The organism is Pseudomonas sp. JE3303 (assembly GCF_056312565.1).
Genome location: NZ_JBWGIF010000011.1, coordinates 146,817 through 164,159 on the forward strand (window position 1 = coordinate 146,817; position 17,343 = coordinate 164,159).

General features: G+C 62.7%; 11 protein-coding genes. 3 read left to right on the forward strand and 8 right to left on the reverse strand.

The window, feature by feature from the left end; genetic code table 11:
* The first annotated feature begins 25 nt into the window (after positions 1–25).
* Positions 26–1,048: an alpha/beta hydrolase gene (locus AC0ZZU_RS16935; protein ID WP_476342363.1), complete on the forward strand. Its 1,023-nt coding sequence runs from the start codon at positions 26–28 to the stop codon at positions 1,046–1,048.
* A gap of 134 nt (positions 1,049–1,182) precedes the next feature.
* Here the strand turns inward: AC0ZZU_RS16935 and AC0ZZU_RS16940 are convergent, their stop codons facing one another.
* Entirely contained in the window at positions 1,183–2,394 is a 1,212-nt protein-coding gene (locus AC0ZZU_RS16940) for an MFS transporter (RefSeq protein WP_476342254.1), read from the reverse strand.
* Positions 2,395–2,555: 161 nt separating this feature from the next.
* Here AC0ZZU_RS16940 and AC0ZZU_RS16945 point away from each other — a divergent pair, with 161 nt between their 5' ends.
* Positions 2,556–3,449: a LysR family transcriptional regulator gene (locus AC0ZZU_RS16945; protein ID WP_476342255.1), complete on the forward strand. Its 894-nt coding sequence runs from the start codon at positions 2,556–2,558 to the stop codon at positions 3,447–3,449.
* 78 nt (positions 3,450–3,527) lie between these two features.
* Here AC0ZZU_RS16945 and AC0ZZU_RS16950 read toward each other — a convergent pair whose 3' ends face one another.
* The 7 genes from AC0ZZU_RS16950 to AC0ZZU_RS16980 all read right to left on the reverse strand — a co-directional run bounded on the left by AC0ZZU_RS16950 (position 3,528) and on the right by AC0ZZU_RS16980 (position 15,939).
* Complete coding sequence (locus tag AC0ZZU_RS16950; RefSeq protein ID WP_476342257.1) at positions 3,528–5,321, reverse strand: alpha/beta fold hydrolase; 1,794 nt, start codon at positions 5,319–5,321, stop codon at positions 3,528–3,530.
* A gap of 48 nt (positions 5,322–5,369) precedes the next feature.
* Positions 5,370–7,013, reverse strand: coding sequence for a fatty acid--CoA ligase (locus AC0ZZU_RS16955; RefSeq protein ID WP_476342258.1), 1,644 nt, complete (start codon positions 7,011–7,013; stop codon positions 5,370–5,372).
* An 18-nt stretch (positions 7,014–7,031) separates the two neighbouring features.
* A complete protein-coding gene (locus AC0ZZU_RS16960) occupies positions 7,032–8,810 on the reverse strand; it encodes an acyl-CoA dehydrogenase C-terminal domain-containing protein (RefSeq protein WP_476342259.1) in 1,779 nt (592 codons plus the stop codon).
* 6 nt (positions 8,811–8,816) lie between these two features.
* Positions 8,817–11,330, reverse strand: coding sequence for an efflux RND transporter permease subunit (locus AC0ZZU_RS16965; protein WP_476342260.1), 2,514 nt, complete (start codon positions 11,328–11,330; stop codon positions 8,817–8,819).
* A gap of 16 nt (positions 11,331–11,346) precedes the next feature.
* Positions 11,347–12,435 (reverse strand): WD40/YVTN/BNR-like repeat-containing protein, encoded by a 1,089-nt coding sequence (locus tag AC0ZZU_RS16970; RefSeq protein ID WP_476342261.1) that lies wholly within the window; start codon positions 12,433–12,435, stop codon positions 11,347–11,349.
* 124 nt (positions 12,436–12,559) lie between these two features.
* Positions 12,560–13,918 carry a DUF1329 domain-containing protein gene (locus AC0ZZU_RS16975; protein WP_476342263.1) on the reverse strand — a complete coding sequence of 453 codons (1,359 nt, stop codon included), beginning with the start codon at positions 13,916–13,918 and terminating at the stop codon, positions 12,560–12,562.
* A 41-nt stretch (positions 13,919–13,959) separates the two neighbouring features.
* A complete protein-coding gene (locus tag AC0ZZU_RS16980) occupies positions 13,960–15,939 on the reverse strand; it encodes a DUF1302 domain-containing protein (protein ID WP_476342364.1) in 1,980 nt (659 codons plus the stop codon).
* A gap of 362 nt (positions 15,940–16,301) precedes the next feature.
* Here AC0ZZU_RS16980 and AC0ZZU_RS16985 point away from each other — a divergent pair, with 362 nt between their 5' ends.
* On the forward strand, positions 16,302–17,318 hold the full coding sequence (locus AC0ZZU_RS16985) for an AraC family transcriptional regulator (protein WP_476342264.1): 1,017 nt from the start codon (positions 16,302–16,304) through the stop codon (positions 17,316–17,318).
* Positions 17,319–17,343 lie beyond the last annotated feature (25 nt).

Sequence of the window (17,343 nt, forward strand, 5' to 3'; positions counted from 1 at the left end):
GGGTGTTTTTCTCGCCTTTCTGGGTATGCTTTGCAGTCCAACTGGCTCAGCCTTCGCCGCCGAACCAGCCAGTAAATCAGGCGCCCCGGTGGGGGCCTACAACTTTTACAAAAGCGACAGCGTAAGCGTGCAAAGAGTCACCTTCAAAAACCAGTACGACATGCAGGTAACGGGCAATCTCGTCACCCCAGGAAATCTGGATCGCAAAGGCAAGGCGCCTGCCATCGTCATTGGCCACCCCATGGGCGCGGTTAAAGAGCAAAGCTCCATGCTCTATGCTCAGAAGCTGGCTGAACAAGGCTTCGTGACCCTGGCGATCGACCTGCCATTCTGGGGCGAAAGCGAAGGCAAGCCACGCAACCTGGTAGCGCCTGAACTGTACACCGAAGCCTTCAGCGCAGCGGTCGACTACCTCGGCACCAGCGACTTCATCGACCGTGACCGTATTGGCGTACTGGGTATTTGCGGCAGCGGCGGCTTCTCCATCAACGCGGCCAAGATGGACCCCCGCTTGAAAGCCGTGGCCACGGTGAGCATGTACGACATGGGTGCAGTCACCCGCAATGGCCTTGGCCATTCGGTAACACTTGAGCAACGCAAGGCAATGCTCGCCAAAGCGGCCAAGCAACGCTACACCGAGTACACCACCGGCAAACCGATCCTGCTCAACTACTTGCCCGCCAAACCCACGGCGCAGACGGATCCGGTGACTCGTGAGTTCTGGGATTTCTACCGCACTCCACGGGGTATAGCGATCCCCGAAGGCAGAACGCTGGAGCAAACGCAGAACCGCATGTTGAGTAGCGAAGTTCGCTTCGTGAACTTCTATCCGTTCAACGATATCGACACCATCTCGCCTCGCCCCCTGCTCTTCATTACCGGCGACCAGGCGCACTCAAGAGAATTCAGCGAAGACGCCTACACGCGTGCTGCCGAACCTAAAGAGCTGTACTACGTAAAAGGCGCAGGGCACGTCGACCTGTACGACCGTGTCGACCAGATCCCTTGGGAAAAGCTGACCGCTTTCTTCCAGAAGAACCTCAAGTAACTCGCACGGTGCCCCGCTCGGGGCACTACCCCTGACAACGGCCCATCAGGGCCGTTTTATTGTGCACATTGCGCTATGAACGTCGATTCTCTACTGCGTGCCAGAGCAGCTTGCCGCTCGCTGGGAAGTGCCCCTCAGGCCATCGCGCCCTGCTTGGCCCTCGCTGTAAGCAACGCTGCGACAGCTGAGGCAATCAGCAGGACTGCCGCCGCACCAAACGTAGTCTGATAACCACGGCTATCGAACAGCACGCCACCCAGTGTCGAGCCTAGCGCGATGGAAAGCTGGATGACCGCCACCATCAGGCCGCCTCCGGCTTCGGCGTCTTCTGGCACCGACAGCGCCAGCCATGACCACCAGCCTACCGGCGCCGCAGTCGCGACCAGCCCCCATAGCGACAGGAGTACGAAAACCAGTGCAACCGAGCCACCGAATGCCACCAGGCCCACACCGAACGCCGCCATCAAAAGTGGAATGACGATCAAGGTCGGGTACAGCCCTTTCCTCAAGAAAGATCCGATGAAAACCGTGCCCAGGAAGCCGGCGATGCCCAGTGCCAGGAGCATGGTCGACAACGTAGGTACATCTACGCGAGTCACGGTCTCAAGGAACGGGCGAATGAAGGTAAACAGCTCGAACTGGCCCATGAAGAACAAGCCGACGGCGAGCATGCCCAACGCAACCAGCGGGTTGCCCAGCAGCGTGAAAACATTGGATGCGCCTGCTGCTCTCGCCTGGGGCTTCATTGCCGGTAGGCTGATCCACTGCCAGAGCAAAGCAATGAGCCCGATCGGAACCAGGCAGAAAAAAGCGCCGCGCCAGCCGATGACGCTGCCCAGGTAGCTGCCCAAAGGCGCGGCTATGACAGTAGCCAGGGCATTGCCGCCGTTGAAGATTGCCAAGGCCTTGGGCACACTTTCAGTTGGCACCAGACGAATGGCGACCGCAGCGGACATCGACCAGAAGCCGCCGATCACCACGCCAATCAATGCCCGCCCAACCATGTACATGAAGTAGTTGCTGGCAAGGCCCACGACCAGCCCGGACACGCACATCAACGCAGTCATCAGCAGCAGCAGCGTCTTGCGATCCAGCGCGCCGGCAAGCCTGGAGATGGACAAGCTGGTCAGCACGGCAAATGCGCCCGAAATAGCGATGCCATAGCCTGCCAGGCCCTCGCTGACGCCCAGTTCGTTGGCGATAGGAGTGAGCAGGCTCACGGGCATGAACTCGGAGGCGATCAGCGCGAAGACGCACAGCGTCATGGCAAACACGCCACTCCAATGCGACTGGCTATCTGTGGGAGAGGTGCCCTCGCGGGCAGGATCGATGGTTGAAGCATTCATGGGCTGTACCTGCACACGTCATTGAACGGGCGCTGTGCCCGCCGAAAAAAGCATTCAGCCAGGGACAGGGCCATGGCTGATCGAGTGCGACCATGTTGACGGATCCGCATTAACATGATTAGTAGGTAGAGTTTTTATGAGTTGATGAGAAAACCTCAGTAATGGCCAAAACCAAGGTCAATGACCTGCAAGCCTTCGTGGCCGTCGCCCGCGACCAGAGCTTTACCAAGGCAGCGCTCAAGCTCGGAGTGACCCCCTCCGCACTCAGCCACACGGTTCGTGGACTCGAAGAACGGTTAGGCATGCGGCTGCTGTCGCGTACTACTCGCAACGTGTCTACGACTGAGGCGGGCGCCAAGTTGATGCGGTCCATCGCGCCCCTGTTCGACCAGATCGTTGCCGAAGTCGAGGCGCTGAATGACCTGCGCGACAAGCCGCGAGGAACAATCCGTATCACGTGTACAGACGACTCGATTGAACTGTGCGTCAGGCCGAAGCTGAAACAGTTCATCGAGCAATACCCCGAAATCGTGCTGGAATTTTTTGTCGACTACGGCTTCACCAATGTGGTGGAAGAGCGCTTCGATGCCGGCATCCGCCTGGGCGAGGCGATCAGCAAAGACATGATCGCGGTACGAATCGGTCGGGACTGGCGCCTGTCGCTGGTAGCCTCACCCACGTATTTCGAAGCGCACCCGCCGCCCGAAACGCCCCACGATCTGATGAAGCACACCTGCATCAATATTCGCCACCGGCCGTCCGGATCCATCTACGCGTGGGAATTCGAGCGCGACGGCAAGCCCTTTACAGTGAAGGGTGAAGGCCCGCTGGTGTTCAACAGCATCGTCCACGTGCTCAATGGCGCCCTGGACGGCATTGGCATTGGCTACGTACCAGAAGAACTGGTCGCGCCGTATCTTGCCGAGGGCAGGCTGCAGGAGGTGTTGCCGGAGTGGTGTCCAACGTTCCAGGGCTATCACCTGTACTACGCCAACCGGCGCCAGTCGTCCCCGGCCTTCACAGCACTGGTTGAGGCACTGCGGTACCAGTCCTGAGCCCACCCTGCGCGCCCTATCAAGTCCGGATCGAGGCTCGCCTGCTTCGACCGAAGCAGAGGCGCACGTCGTCGATCCTCAACGCTCCATCACATACGTACCCGGCGCCGGGCCAAGCCGCGGATACTTGCGCGACCCAGGCTTCTTCGGCGCGGGCTGACTGTCGCCCGACCGTTGTCCGATCCATTCGCGCCAATGCGGCCACCAACTGCCTTGCTGCCGCTCCCCGGCCTTTTCCAACCAGGTCTCAGCGGCATCTGCAGTAGCAGGCCCCGCGTAGTAGAACGACTTGGGGTTGCCAGGCGGGTTCACCAGACTCTGCAGGTGGCCGGCGTTGGACAGCACGTACGTTGCCTCCTCGCCAAACATCCGGGCAGTGCCGTAGCACCCCTGCCAGGGGGTGATGTGGTCGGTGGTGCCGCCCACCACATACGCCCCTACCCTCACCTGGGTCATGTCGATGAGCTCGCCAGCAATCTCCAGCGTGCCCGGGTTGCTGTAGGGATTCTGCTGGATCAGATCGAGATAGTCCGCGTGCAATTGGGCCGGGAGCCGCGTGGTGTCGTTGTTCCAGGCCAGGATGTCGAAGGCCGGTGGCTTGTTGCCCAGCAGGTAGTTGTTGACCCAGTAGTTCCAGATCAGGTCGTTGGGGCGCATCCAGGCGAACATGCGGGCCATGTCCTGCCCGCTCAGCACGCCCTTGCGCCGTGAGCTGGCCTTGGCCGCGCGCAATGCAGCCGGCGTAGTGAACAGCCCCAGGGTGGTGTCGCCCAGCGCCGAGGGCATGTCGAGCACGCACACGGCCCAGCTGGTGTTGGCCACCTTGTGGCCTTCGCCGCGGGCGGCCAGCCAGCCCAGGTACGCCGCCAGGGTGATGCCGCCCGAGCAGGAACCCCACATGTTCACGTCGGGGCTGCCGGTGATCTTGCGCGCCACCTCCACGGCCTGGTCGAGGCACAGCGCGTAGTCGGACAGGCCCCAGTCGCGATGCTCGCGAGTGGGATTTCGCCAACTGATGACAAAGAGCGTCACGCCACTGTCCTGTATCCACTTGACCAGGCTTTTCTCCGGCGACAGGTCGATGGCGTAGTACTTGTTGATCTGCGGCGGTGACATCACCAAGGGCCGTGCGTAGACGTTTTCGGTGGTGGGCGCGAACTGCAGCAACTCGAACATCTCGTTGCGAAACACCACTTCGCCCTTGGCCGTGGCGATGTTCTCCCCGACCTTGAACGGCGTGCTGTCGACCTGCTTGGGCAGGCCCCGGTTGTGCAGCACATCCTCGCCGAATTGACGGATGCCCCTGGCCAGGCTCATGCCGCCAGTGTCCACCAGCTTGCGCAGTGCCGACGGATTGGTCAGCGGCGAGTTGCTCGGTGCCAGTGCATCGACCAGCAGCGCTGCGACGAACTGGGCTCGGCTCTTTTCCAGCGGGACAAGGTCGGTGGATGCGATGAAGCGGGTCAACTCGCCCTGGCCGGCCAGGTAGCTCTGCAACAGTGCGTGCAGGAAGGCGTTGGATTGCCAGGCCGGGTCCGCGAAGCGCTTGTCCTTCGGGTCCGGCTCAAGCCTGGAGTTGCCGCTGGCGATCGCGCTCAGCGCCTTCAGGTAGCCGCCCACGTGAGCCCCGGCCTTGAGCGGCGACGTGCCTACGGCTTTGAGCAGGTAGCCGGCCGAGCTGGCCAGGTCCGCTGCGCGCACGCTGACGAGCGGATTGCCCGCAAGGGTCTGGTTGGTCGCGGTGCCGATAAGCTCGTGCTGATGGGTGCTGTCCGGGGCAACGCCAGCCTTGCGAGCGCCTCGCTTTCGGCTGGTTCCCGGAGGGCGCTTGGTGTTGGTGGTAGTCTCGCTGGTTCGGGTGGATCTGCTCATGGCGGCTCTCGTGATGCCGGGCTGCGAGCCCGGTTGCAGTTGTAGCGGTCAGTTGGCCGCGCTTTCGCGGATCAGTTTCTTGTTGATCTTGCCGACGCTGGTCTTGGGGATCTCGGCGACGAAGACGAACCGCTTGGGTATCGCCCATTTGTTGATGCGCCCGCCATCGACGTAGGCTTGCAGATGAGTCTCCAGGAGCTTGCAGTCCAGGTACTGCCCCGGCTCGCCCACCACCATGGCCATGGGTCGTTCGCCCCACTGCGCGTCGACGATGCCCACCACCGCGACCGACATCACGGCCGGGTGTTCGCTGATCAGGCTCTCCAGTTCCAGGGAGCTGATCCACTCGCCGCCGGTCTTGATCACATCCTTGATGCGGTCCTTGATTTCCACGCCACCGAGCATGTCGATGGAGGCCAGGTCGCCGGTATGAAGCCAGCCGTCGTGCCAGAGTTCGGCGCCTTTTGCCGGGTCTTTCAGATAGCCTTGGGTCAGCCAGGGTGCGCGGACGACGATTTCGCCGAGGGACTCGCCGTCGTGGGCGACGTCATTGCCCTCGGCGTCGATGATCTTCAGGTCGACCATCGGCACCGTGGTGCCGGTCCTGATGCGCAGCGGCAGCTGGGCTTCGCGGGACAGCGCGAGGTCTTCTTCTCGCAGGTAGGTCACACACAGCAGTGGGCAGGTTTCCGACATGCCGTAGCCGGCATGCACCACCATGCCCTTGCCGCTGGCTTCGCTGGCGATGCCAAGGGTCAGGGCGCTGCCACCGAGGAGTATTTTCCAACCGTCAAAGCGCGCCCGCTTGCCTTCCTCGCAGTTGAGGATCATCTGCAGGATGGTCGGCACACAGTGCGAGAAGGTCACCTTCTCCTCACGGTACAGCCTGACCAGGCTGTTGGGTTCGTAGCGGCCGGGATAGACCTGCTTGATGCCCATCAGGGTCGCCACATACGGCACGCCCCAGGCGTGCACGTGGAACATGGGCGTGATCGGCATGTACACGTCGTCGGAGCGCAGCAGCGGCTGGCCCTGGTAGGCGCCCAGCGTACCCACCGCAGCCAGGGTATGCAGCACCAGCTGGCGATGGGTGAAGTACACGCCCTTTGGGTCGCCGGTCGTGCCGGTGGTATAGAACAGGGTCGCTACCGAGTTCTCGTCGAAGTCGGGAAAGTCATAGTGGTCCGATGCCTGGGACAGCAGGTGCTCGTACTCACCCAGCACCGGCAAGGACGTCCCCATTGGCGTGTCGTCGGTCAGCTGGACATAGCGCTTCACGGTGCTGAGCCGCCCCTGGATCTGCTCGACCATGGGCAGGAAGTCATCATGCACCAGCACCAGGTCATCCTCGGCGTGGTTCATCGTGTAGAGCACCTGTTCCATCGACAGGCGAATGTTCACCGTGTGCAGCACCGCGCCGATCATCGGCACGGCGAAGAAGCATTCCAGGTAGCGATGGCTGTCCCAATCGAGCAGGGCCACGGTGTCGCCGGGCTTTACCCCGGCGGCAGTCAGGGCGTTGGCCAGGCGGCGGATGCGCGTGTTCAGCGTCTGGTAGCTGTAGCGCAGCCTGTCGGCGTAGACGATCTCCCGGCCCGGCTCGTAGCGCACGCCGGACAACAGCAATTGCTTGATCAGCAAGGGGTAGGCATAGGCACCGTCGGCGGGCGGAATTATTTTTGTCGCCATCATGATTGGGGTCCCTTTTCCTTAGAACTGATCGGCTTGCAGCGCAAAGAGGCATTCACTACCGGCCTTGGCCGCGGCACTCAACGAATGGATGCGCGGCAGCAGACGCGCGAAGTAGAAGCGCGCGGTGGCCAGCTTGCCGGCGTAGAAATCGTCCGATGACTGGCTGCTCAAGGCGGCCTCGGCCATGCGCGCCCACATGTAGGCGTAGGCGGTGTAGCCAAACACGTGCAGGTACTCGACAGAGGCGGCACCGATCTCGTCTGGATTACCCTGTGCGCGGTCCAGCAGCCAGGTGGTCAGTTCGTCGAGAGTGTCGATGGCGGTGTTCAGCGGTTTGGTGAACTCGCCGAGGTCGGCGCTGGCATTGGCGCTGAAGCTGCGCATTTCGCAGGCAAACAGTCGATACAGTGCCCCGCCGCTGCCGACGACCTTGCGCCCGGCCAGGTCCAGGGACTGGATGCCGTTGGTGCCTTCGTAGATCTGCGTGATGCGCACGTCACGCACCAGCTGCTCCTGGCCCCACTCGCGGATATAGCCGTGGCCGCCGAACACCATCTGGCCGTGGAGGGTGGTTTCCAGGCCCATGTCGGTGAGGAATGCCTTGGCCACCGGCGTCAGCAGCGCCACCAGCGTATGGGCGCGGTTGCGGGCGACTTCATCTTCGCTGTACTTGGCGGTGTCCAGTTGCAGCGCCACGTAGCTGGAGAATGCGCGGCCACCTTCATTCAGGGCCTTCATGGTCATCAGCATGCGCCGGACATCGGGGTGGACGATGATCGGGTCGGCGGACTTTTCCTGGAACTGTGCACCGCTCGGCGCGCGGCTTTGCAGGCGGTCGCGGGCATATTCGACGGCGCTCTGGTACGAGCGCTCACCTTGCGCCAGGCCCTGGATGCCGACGCCCAGGCGCTCGTAGTTCATCATGGTGAACATCGCCCCCAGGCCTTTGTTCGGCGCGTCGATGATCCAGCCTGTGGCGCCGTCGAAGTTCATCACGCAGGTGGCAGAGGCCTTGATGCCCATCTTGTGTTCGATGGAGCCGCAGCCCAGGGCGTTGGGTTCACCCAGCGAGCCGTCGGCGTTGACCAGCACCTTGGGCACCAGGAACAGCGAGATGCCCTTCGGCCCCGCCGGTGCGTCCGGCAGCCGCGCCAGCACCAGGTGAATGATGTTCTCCGTCAGCTGGTGATCGCCGCCGGTGATGAAGATCTTGCTGCCGCTGATCTTGTAGCTGCCGTCCGGCTGAGGTTCGGCGCGCGTGCGGATCAGGCCCAGATCGGTGCCGGCATGGGCTTCGGTCAGGCACATCGAACCGGTCCAGGTGCCCGCGTACATCTTCGGCAGATAGCACTGCCGGAGTGCTTCACTGGCGTGGGCGTTGATCGACAGGCAAGCGCCCGCCGTCAGCATCGGGTAGAGGCCAAACGACAGGCTGGCCGAGTTGACCATCTCTTCGACCTGCGCCGAGATTGCCTTGGGCATGCCCATGCCACCGAACTGCGGATCGCCACCCACACCGACCCATCCGCCGTCGGCGAAGGCACGGTAGGCCTCGGCAAAACCCTCCGGCGCTGTCACCGATCCGTTGCTCCAGGCACAGCCCTGTTCGTCGCTGGCGCGGTTCAATGGTGCGATCACTTCGGCGCTGATCTTGCCGGCCTCTTCAAGGATCGCGGCGGCGGTTTCTGCATCGATCACTTCGGCCAGGGCGGGCAATGTGTCCCACAGCCGGGACACCTGGAAAACCTCGTTGAGCACGAAGCGCATGTCGCGCAGGGGAGCTTTGTAGTCAGACATCGTTGCTTACTCGGAAGTGGTCATGGCATGGGGCATGCCGGGACGTTCGGTGGTTTCGGGTTGCGCGCCCTGGGCGCCCACGACAGGCACCCGTTTGCGCAGCAGGAAGTACGACAGGGCCGGGATCAGGATCAGTGCGCCGAGCATGTTCCACAGGAACATGAAGGTCAGCAGGATGCCCATGTCGGCCTGGAACTTGATGGGCGACCAGACCCAGCACACAACCCCGGCAGCCAGGGTGATGCCCACCAGCCCGACCACCCGGCCGGTGAACGACACAGCGTTGCGGTAGGCCTGGGACAGCGGTAGGCCCTGGCGTTGGAAGTGCAACTGCACGCTGAGCAGGTACAAGGCGTAGTCGACGCCGATGCCCACGCCTAGCGCGATGACCGGCAGGGTCGCGACTTTCACGCCGATGCCCATGGCCACCATCAAGGCTTCGCAGAGGATCGAGGTGAGCACCAGCGGCAACAATGCCACCAGCGTGGCGCGCCAGCTGCGGAAGGTGATCAGGCAGAACAGCGTCACCGCCGCGTAGACGTACAGCAGCATGGTGCGATTGGCCTCGCGCACGACGATGTTGGTCGCGGCCTCGATGCCGGCGGTGCCGGCGGCGAGCAGGAACTGCCGATCTTCAGTGCTGTTCTCCCTGGCGAACCTGTCGGCAATCGCCACCACGGCGTCCAGCGTCTCGGCCTTGTGGTCCTTCAGGAAAGCGATGACGGGCATCAGCGAGCAGTTGTTGTTGAACAGCTCCGGCGAGTTGACCGAGGCTTGCTGCGCGGCGTAGTTGAGCACGTCCTGGTTGCGCTGGATGCTGTTGAGCTTGGGGTTGCCCTCGAAGGTGCCAGCGGTGATCTGCCGCACCGCGTTGACCAGCGAAACGGTGGCCTGGACGCCGGGATACTGCTGCAGCTCCCAGGCCAGGCGGTCGGCGAGCACCAGCGTCTTGTAGTTCAGGCAGCCTTCCGGCGCGGTCTTGATCATCACCGCGAAGAGGTCGCTCGACAGCGCGTAGTGCTCGGTGATGTACGCGTTGTCGCGGTTGTAGCGCGAGTCCGCACGCAACTCCGGCGCACCACTTTCCAGGTCGCCGATCTTCAGGTTCAGGCTGACCATGAAGCCGCCGATGCCCATCAAGACGGCAACCAGCACTGCCCCCGTTGCCCATCTGCCGGTGGTGAAGCGATCGAGCAGATCCCAAAGCTTGCCGAAGCCTTTGTGGTGATCGGCGCGGGAGTCGATCTTCAATGCGCGCTCGGCAGCCTTGGCGCCGACACCGACATACGACAGCGCCACCGGCATCAGCAACAGCGAGGTGAATATCAGCACGGCGACGCCGATGCTGGCGGTGATCGCCAGGTCCTGGATCACCGGGATGTCGATCAGCATCAGCACCGCGAAGCCCACGGCATCCGCGAGCAGTGCGGTGACGCCGGCGATGAACAGGCGGCGGAAGGTGTAGCGCGCGGCGATCAGTCGGTGGGTGCCGCGGGCGATGTCCTGCATGATGCCGTTCATCTTCTGCGCGGCATGGGAGACGCCGATGGCGAAGATCAGGAACGGCACCAGCACCGAGTACGGGTCGATGGCATAGCCGAGCCAGGCGACAATGCCCAGCTGCCAGACCACCGCGATCAGCGAGCAGCCAACCACCAGCAGGGTGCTGCGCACGCAGCGGGTGTAGGCGTAGATGATGAGCAACGAGGTGATGACGGCCAGGCCGAAAAACATCATCACCTGGATCAGGCCGTCGATCAGGTCGCCCATCAGTTTGGCAAAGCCGATCACCCGGACCTTGTACGGGCCCTTGCCCTCCTCCCCCGCCTTGCGCGCCTGGCTGTCGCCGGCGAATTCGATCTTGTCGCGCACCTGCTCTTCGAGCATCTGCGAGAAGGCGTGGTAGTTGATCCGCTGGCCACCGGCGGCGGCCTTGTCCAGCAGCGGCACGACCAGCATGGTCGACTTGAAGTCGCTGGCCACCAGGCTGCCGGCCAGACCGGCGCGGGAGATGTTCTGGCGCAACTGCTCGATCTGTTCCGGCTGCCCCGAATAGGTGTCGGGCATGACCGGACCACCCTGGAAGCCGTCCTCGGTGACTTCGGTCCAGCGCACCGACGGGCTCCACAGCGACTTCATCCAGGCGCGATCGACGCCTTCGGTGAGAAACAACTGGTCGTTGACCTGCTTGAGCACGTCGAGGTAAGCGGGGTCGAAAATGTCGCCCTGGGTGTTCTCGACCACCACGCGCACCGAGTTGCCCAGACCCCGCAGCGACTGGCGGTTTTCCAGGAAGTTCTGGATATACGGCTGGCTCTGCGGAATCATTTTTTCGAAGCTGGGGCGCAACTCGAGGCGGGTCGTGGCTATGTAGCCCAGCAGCACCGTCGCCAACGCCATCAGCAGCATGAACAGCGGGCGGTAGTTGAACACCAGCCGCTCGAGGAGATTGCCAGAATGCTGGTCGAAATCCCGCAGTTCGCGGATCACCGGCATGGCGTCTTGTTTGATAGTGCCCATGTCTGGGTTCTCGCTATTAGGGTTCGAGGGCCGGGTCGGCGGCCAGCGTCTGGGCTCCGCGGCTGCCTGCGACCAGCAACGCGCCATCGGTAGCCTGGGTGGCAGCGGAAACCGGTGCGCGCGCGGGCTTTTGCACCAGCTGCAATTGTGCGCCAGCGCCCTGGCTGACCAGCATCTGCCCGCCCTGGGTGAACAGCCGGTAATTGCCTTGGGCATCGATCAGGCCGGCGGTGATGCTGACGTGCAGGCCAGTGTTCAACGCTGTCCAGTCATGGCCGCCGTCGCTGCTGCGCAAGACGTTGCCGCGCAGGCCGTACACGAGCACCTCCCCGGGTTTGCCAAGCACGCCGAAAAAGCTGCCTTGATAGGGCGTCGGCACGGCAACGAAGCGTTGCGTGTTGTCATCCCATTTGAGCAACAGGCCTTGCTCGCCAGCGATGTATATCGCGTCACCGGTGGAGGCGATGGCGTTGAGGTGCAAGCCCTGGGGATTGTCGGTGCGGTCCTGGAATGGACGCCAGGTCTGGCCACCGTCGTCGGTGCGCAGGATCAGGTTGAACACGCCGACCACGTAGCCGACCTTGTCGTTGGCGAACCACACGTCGAGCAACGGTTTGTCCGCGCCCTGCTCTACCAGGCGCTGGCCTTCGGCAATGAGCAAAGGCCATTGCTCATTGTTGGGCTCGGCACCGGCCAGCGTGGTGTAATGATTGACCAGCAAGGCGCCGATCTGGCGGCCATCGAGCTGCTTTTGCCAGGTTGCGCCGGCGTCGTTGCTGTGCAGCACCACGCCGTCATTGCCCACTGCCCAACCCTGGGCGGTGGTCGGAAAGTCCACTGCGGTAAGGTCGGCACTGACCGGCACGCTAGCCTGCTGCCACTGCTTGCCGTCATTGTCGGAATACAGGATATGGCCACGCTGGCCGACGGCGATCACACGCTCACCGGCGCGGGCCATTCCGGACAACGGGCTGTTGCTGGCCACGGCGCTGACCTTGGCGGGCAGGTCCAGCACATCGACGTAGTCGGCTGCGTGAGTGACGCCTTGCAACACGCCCAGTACAATGCCGAACGCCAGCCTCAAATAATTTCTAGACGAACACATACCGCCTCCTCTTCGGAAACCGCGCTGGCACACACCTGCGTGTGCCTTACGTTCGAACCTGACGCCCGCTCGACCCCATCGCCTCGTGGGCAGGGAATCGAGTGGACGCTTGTTTGCGGTTGGCTTAGCGAATGCCTGCACCGGCGAGGGATTCCGACGACCACTGCGCCTTGGAGAGCGGCTCGATGTACTTGATGCCGCCGTACGGGCCGACCACGCCGTTGATGTTGTAGGAACCACCCACCAGGTCGTAGATCATGAACGGCGTGGAGTCCGGCACCTGCTTGTCATAGCTCTGGCTGAGGAAGGCGAAGGAGCCGCGATAGAGCTGACCACGGGCGTCGTATTGATCCGAGGCCAGAGCGGTCCAGCTGTCTTCGTCAAGATAGAAGCGGCGCTTGGCGTAGATGTGCCGGGCACCGGACTTGAGAGTGCCTTCGACGACCCAGACGCGGTGTTTTTCCCAGCGCACGAAGTCCGGCGCGAGGTGGTTGGCGGTGGTCAGCGACTTCGGATCCTTGGCGTAGGTCAGCTTGTAGGTGTTGTAGGGCACGATCATTTCCTGCTTGCCCACCAGCTTCCAGTCGTAGCGGTCCAGCGCACCGTTGAACACGAACACGTCATCGTAGGTGCCCGCCCCGGCGGTACCTGGGTTGGGCGTGTCGTAGGCCAGGTTCGGGGCCAGTTTCACCCGGCGCTGACCGGGAAGGTACTGCCAGGCGCGGCGTGGTTGCTGCAGCGGGTTGGCGGCATCCTTGAGCATCACCGCCTCGCCGGCACGGCGCGCAGGCCCGGTGTACGAAAGCTTCATCTGGTAGTACACGTCGGCGCTGCTGATGGGCTGCGACAGGTTCTCGTAGATCGGGTAGGAGATGAACGCCTGCCCGGTGGTCGCAAGGCTCGGTACGCCTGCGGAGTCGACGTTCCACGAGTCGTACTTGGAGTTGATGCTCACGCCCTGGTAGCGCAGCAGGAAGTTCCACATTGCCTCGTTGCCCGACTGCGGGATCGGGAACGGCACGCCCGGCAACACATTGTCGATGGCCAGCCCCCCTTCCAGGGACTTGGCGCCGCTGGCGTTCTTCACGCCGTTATCCAGCACTGCCTGTGGCAGCGACACGGAGCGATGGGTCGGGTACACATCGACACGGAACGTCGGGAAGCGCTTGGCGAGTTCGACCGTGGTGGCGCTGAGCAGGCTCTTGTATTGATCGACGTTCTGGCCGTCGATCACCAGCACTGGTTTTTCGCTGGCAAACGGGTCCGGACGCATGCTGTCGCCGGACTTGAAGCTGGCGGGTGGTGTGGTCAGGCCGCCGTTGTAGGCAGGGATGGAGCCATCAGCGTTGCCGGCCTTTTCGGCGCCCACCAGGGTGAGGCTGCTGCCCAGCTTGGCAGCGTCCTGGGTTGAAACAGCGGCCTGTGCCTGGGCGGCAAGGACCATGGTCAGCGAAACAGCCAATACGGTTTTTGCGAATTTCATCTTGTTATTCTCCTGCTTGCATTGAGCAAATCAGTGGTGCATCAAAAGGTGGTTTTCATCGTCAGGTAAACGGCGCCACGGTCCTCAGTCGTTGCACCACCGCCGGAGAAGGCCGAATGGCCGCCGGCGTAACAGGCATAGTTCTGGTTGCCGCTAAAGGCATTTGGCGTGGAGCCGTCGCCGCTGGTGGGGCCAGTGCTCACACCGCTGACGTTGCACTTGCCGGTCTTGCCGAAAGAGTCCACGTACTTCAGGTCGACGAAGTACTTGTTGTACACAACCGCGCCGAGGCCGATGGCGTAGTTGCCGGTGTCCTTGGCACCGCCACCGGAGACCGGTGAAACGCCATCGACGCCCAGGTTGATGGACATCGGTGCGTTGAGGTCGACGCCGGGGAACACCTGGTACCAGGTCGGTGTGAAGTTGACCGCGATGCCCCAGTTGTCCCGGGTCGGCGCGTCGATGCCGCGATAGCTGCCCTTGCCTTTGTAGAGCGCCTCGTTCTTGCTATCGAGCTTGAGCAGGTTGCTGTAGTAGAGCTCGCCAAGCAGGGTCGCGGAGTCGAACAGCGGCGTATCCGCGAGGGTCATCAAGCCGTTGATGGTCCAGTGCAAGGTGTCGCCGGTGGCCGCCATGCTGTCGCCCTTTTCCGGAGAGTCGTAGACCACCCCGGTGGCGTCGGTCCGCGGGGGCAGCAGGCCAAGGCCTTGGCCCAGGCCCAGCGGACTGTTGGTGCTGACAATCGCCGGGATACTGGCGAGCGGCATGTTGTGGCGGACATTCAGGTCCGACCCCACGCTCACCCCGCCGACGTCCTTGGAAAGGCTCAGGCCGACGATCTTGATGTTGTCGGCATAGGCCATCTGATAGGTGGCGGTGTTCAGCGAGTTGAGGGTATTGATCACCGCGGGGACTGCGCCTGCCGGCGGGGTACCGTTGGGGTTGGCCGAACTCAGGCCACGGGCATCCAGCCAGGCTTGCGGGAGGATTTCCGACGTCTCGCGGTAGTAGACGCCCAGGGTGCCATCCAGCCAGGCCGGCGACCATTTGGCCATGATGCCCCAGTCACCACGCTTGTCCGGCGTCAGGTCATGGCCGCGACGGACATTGGTCAGGCCGTTGCACGGTGCCAGGCCACAGCCCAGCGGGCTGCCCGGGACCACGGCGTTGGTGTTGCCGAGCAGGAACGACTGCGCACCGAAGCCGACCAGGTCGGAACCCCCGTAGTAGGTACCCGCTTCCGGCAGGCGCGCTTCGTCCCAGTCGAGAAAGTACTGGGCGCCCACGGTCAGTTCAGGGTTGACGGTGAACGACATCGACAGCTGGTTACGCGGGACGAACAGTTCCTTGGCTTCTGTCCCGGGCGACGCGGCAAGCTTGGCCAGGTCGAGGCCCGACTGGCCATAGCTGACCGAATGGACCGGGTTGAGAATGGTCTCGCCCCAGAACACGTTGTGCTGACCGGCCTTGACGCTCAGCAGCGATTCTTCGCCGATCTCGGTGCTATAGAACACGAAGGCATCGAGGATTTCGCCGGACGGACCGGTGTAGTAGCGTTGGGCGTAGTTGCTCAGGTGCGGGCTGCCAGTGCCGACGTTGTCATTGCTGACACCTGCCAGGCGCGGGTCATTGGCGATCAGGCCCGAGGTCGAACCGTTGCCGTTGACGAACGGGTTGGAATTGGAGCCCGTGTTCTCGTAGGCCTTGTCGTACCAGCTGGCAGCGCTGACGCGAAAGCCCATGTGGTTCTGGTAGACCACGTCCATCTCGGTCAGCAAGTCCACACGGTTGGTGATGTTGGTGCCGGCCTTGCGGAAGTTGTAGTCGCCGTCGTTGTTGTTCGGTGTGGCCAACATGCGCTTGTCGGCGCTTTCGGTGCGTACGCCGTAGTTGTACTTGACGGTGTTGTCCAGGCGAACGGTCCAGTCCGGATTGCCTGTCTCGATCTCGGCCGCATGGGCCATCGGCACGGTTGCCGCGAGAATGGCCGAGGCCACTATCAGAACGGCGGCGGTTTGCATTTTGTCCACGGTCGACACCTTCGCTTTCTCGATAAATCGACTGGCTGTTTTCGCCAGGGGCTTCTTGTAGGGTCGACATTAAAGAGCGCCGGCCTGGGGCGCTTCACATTGGACGTCAGGCACTTTTCTTTTGATGACAAGGGGTGCGGTGCTCCATCGCCTCGACCACTGGTCGAAAAACCCCGCGGGTTGGCGCCGGGTCACTGTAATGAACGGATGACCCTGGATTGCTCTGCGGAGCAGCGTCGTCAGGCACCGTCCAGCATGCATTCCATCCACGACAGGGCACCTGTTCAACGGACGATGCGCTGGATATAGTCGCCGCCAATGCCATCCACCCTCGGCCCAGGGAAGACCCTCGCATGCCACAGCAGGTCCGCGCCGCTGTATTGACCAACTACCTGGAGGTCACCCAATACCTGGGTTTCAACCCGCGCGATGCACTGGTCGCCGTCGGCTTGAGCAGGGCCCAGTTGCAGGCGCCCGAACACCGCATCCCCATCGATGCCGCTGTGCGCCTGCTGGAAGACTCCGCCGCCGCCAGTGGTTGCCAGACCTTCGGCCTGAGCATGGCCGAATCCCGGCAGCTCTCGGACTTCGGCGTGGTCAGCCTGCTGCTCAGCCACCAGCGCACCCTGCGCGAGGCGTTGCAGGTGGTGGTGCATTACCGGCATCTGATGAATGACTCGCTGGCGATCTTCATCGAAGAGGCCGGCAAGATGGTGATCATTCGTGAAGAAGTAGTGACCGACTCGCCAATGCCCAGCCGGCAGGCTACCGAGCTGGCCATCGGCGTGATGTTTCGCTTGTGCGCGGCCCTGCTCGGCCCGCACTGGCACCCTTACAGCGTCAACTTCATGCACCAGCCGCCGGACAATCTGCAACTGCATCGACGGCTGTTCGGCTGCACCCTGGAGTTCGGCAGCGAGTTCAACGGCATCGTCTGTTCCAACGCCAGCCTCGACATGACCAACCCCAACGCGGACCCTGCCATGGCCCGTCATGCCCAGAGCTACCTTGATTCGCTGCAGCGCCATGAAGGCACTTCGATGCTGTTCGAAGTGCGCAAGGCCATCTACCTGCTGTTACCCATGGGCCGCGCCACCATCGAACAGGTTGCCCAGAGCCAGGGCATGAACGTGCGCACGTTGCAACGCCGTCTCAAGGAAGATGGTTGTGCGTTCAATGACGTGATCAACGACGTGCGCCGCGATCTGGTCCTGCGTTACCTGGACAACCCGAACTACTCGCTGAGCAGGATTGCCGACATGCTCGGTTATTCCATGGCCAGCTCATTCACCCGGTGGTTCATCAACCAGTTCGGCATGCCGCCAGCAACGTGGCGGGCGCAGAAACAGACGGGGACCAGACTGTCCTGACAGCACGGCAAAAAACCGCGGCTGC

Excerpts from the sequence above, each read along its gene's own strand:
- AC0ZZU_RS16935 (WP_476342363.1), top strand. The coding sequence starts at position 26 with ATGCTTTGCAGTCCAACTGGCTCAGCCTTCGCCGCCGAACCAGCCAGT.
- AC0ZZU_RS16940 (WP_476342254.1), bottom strand. The coding sequence starts at position 2,394 with ATGAATGCTTCAACCATCGATCCTGCCCGCGAGGGCACCTCTCCCACA.
- AC0ZZU_RS16945 (WP_476342255.1), top strand. The coding sequence starts at position 2,556 with ATGGCCAAAACCAAGGTCAATGACCTGCAAGCCTTCGTGGCCGTCGCC.
- AC0ZZU_RS16950 (WP_476342257.1), bottom strand. The coding sequence starts at position 5,321 with ATGAGCAGATCCACCCGAACCAGCGAGACTACCACCAACACCAAGCGC.
- AC0ZZU_RS16955 (WP_476342258.1), bottom strand. The coding sequence starts at position 7,013 with ATGATGGCGACAAAAATAATTCCGCCCGCCGACGGTGCCTATGCCTAC.
- AC0ZZU_RS16960 (WP_476342259.1), bottom strand. The coding sequence starts at position 8,810 with ATGTCTGACTACAAAGCTCCCCTGCGCGACATGCGCTTCGTGCTCAAC.
- AC0ZZU_RS16965 (WP_476342260.1), bottom strand. The coding sequence starts at position 11,330 with ATGGGCACTATCAAACAAGACGCCATGCCGGTGATCCGCGAACTGCGG.
- AC0ZZU_RS16970 (WP_476342261.1), bottom strand. The coding sequence starts at position 12,435 with ATGTGTTCGTCTAGAAATTATTTGAGGCTGGCGTTCGGCATTGTACTG.
- AC0ZZU_RS16975 (WP_476342263.1), bottom strand. The coding sequence starts at position 13,918 with ATGAAATTCGCAAAAACCGTATTGGCTGTTTCGCTGACCATGGTCCTT.
- AC0ZZU_RS16980 (WP_476342364.1), bottom strand. The coding sequence starts at position 15,939 with ATGCAAACCGCCGCCGTTCTGATAGTGGCCTCGGCCATTCTCGCGGCA.
- AC0ZZU_RS16985 (WP_476342264.1), top strand. The coding sequence starts at position 16,302 with ATGCCACAGCAGGTCCGCGCCGCTGTATTGACCAACTACCTGGAGGTC.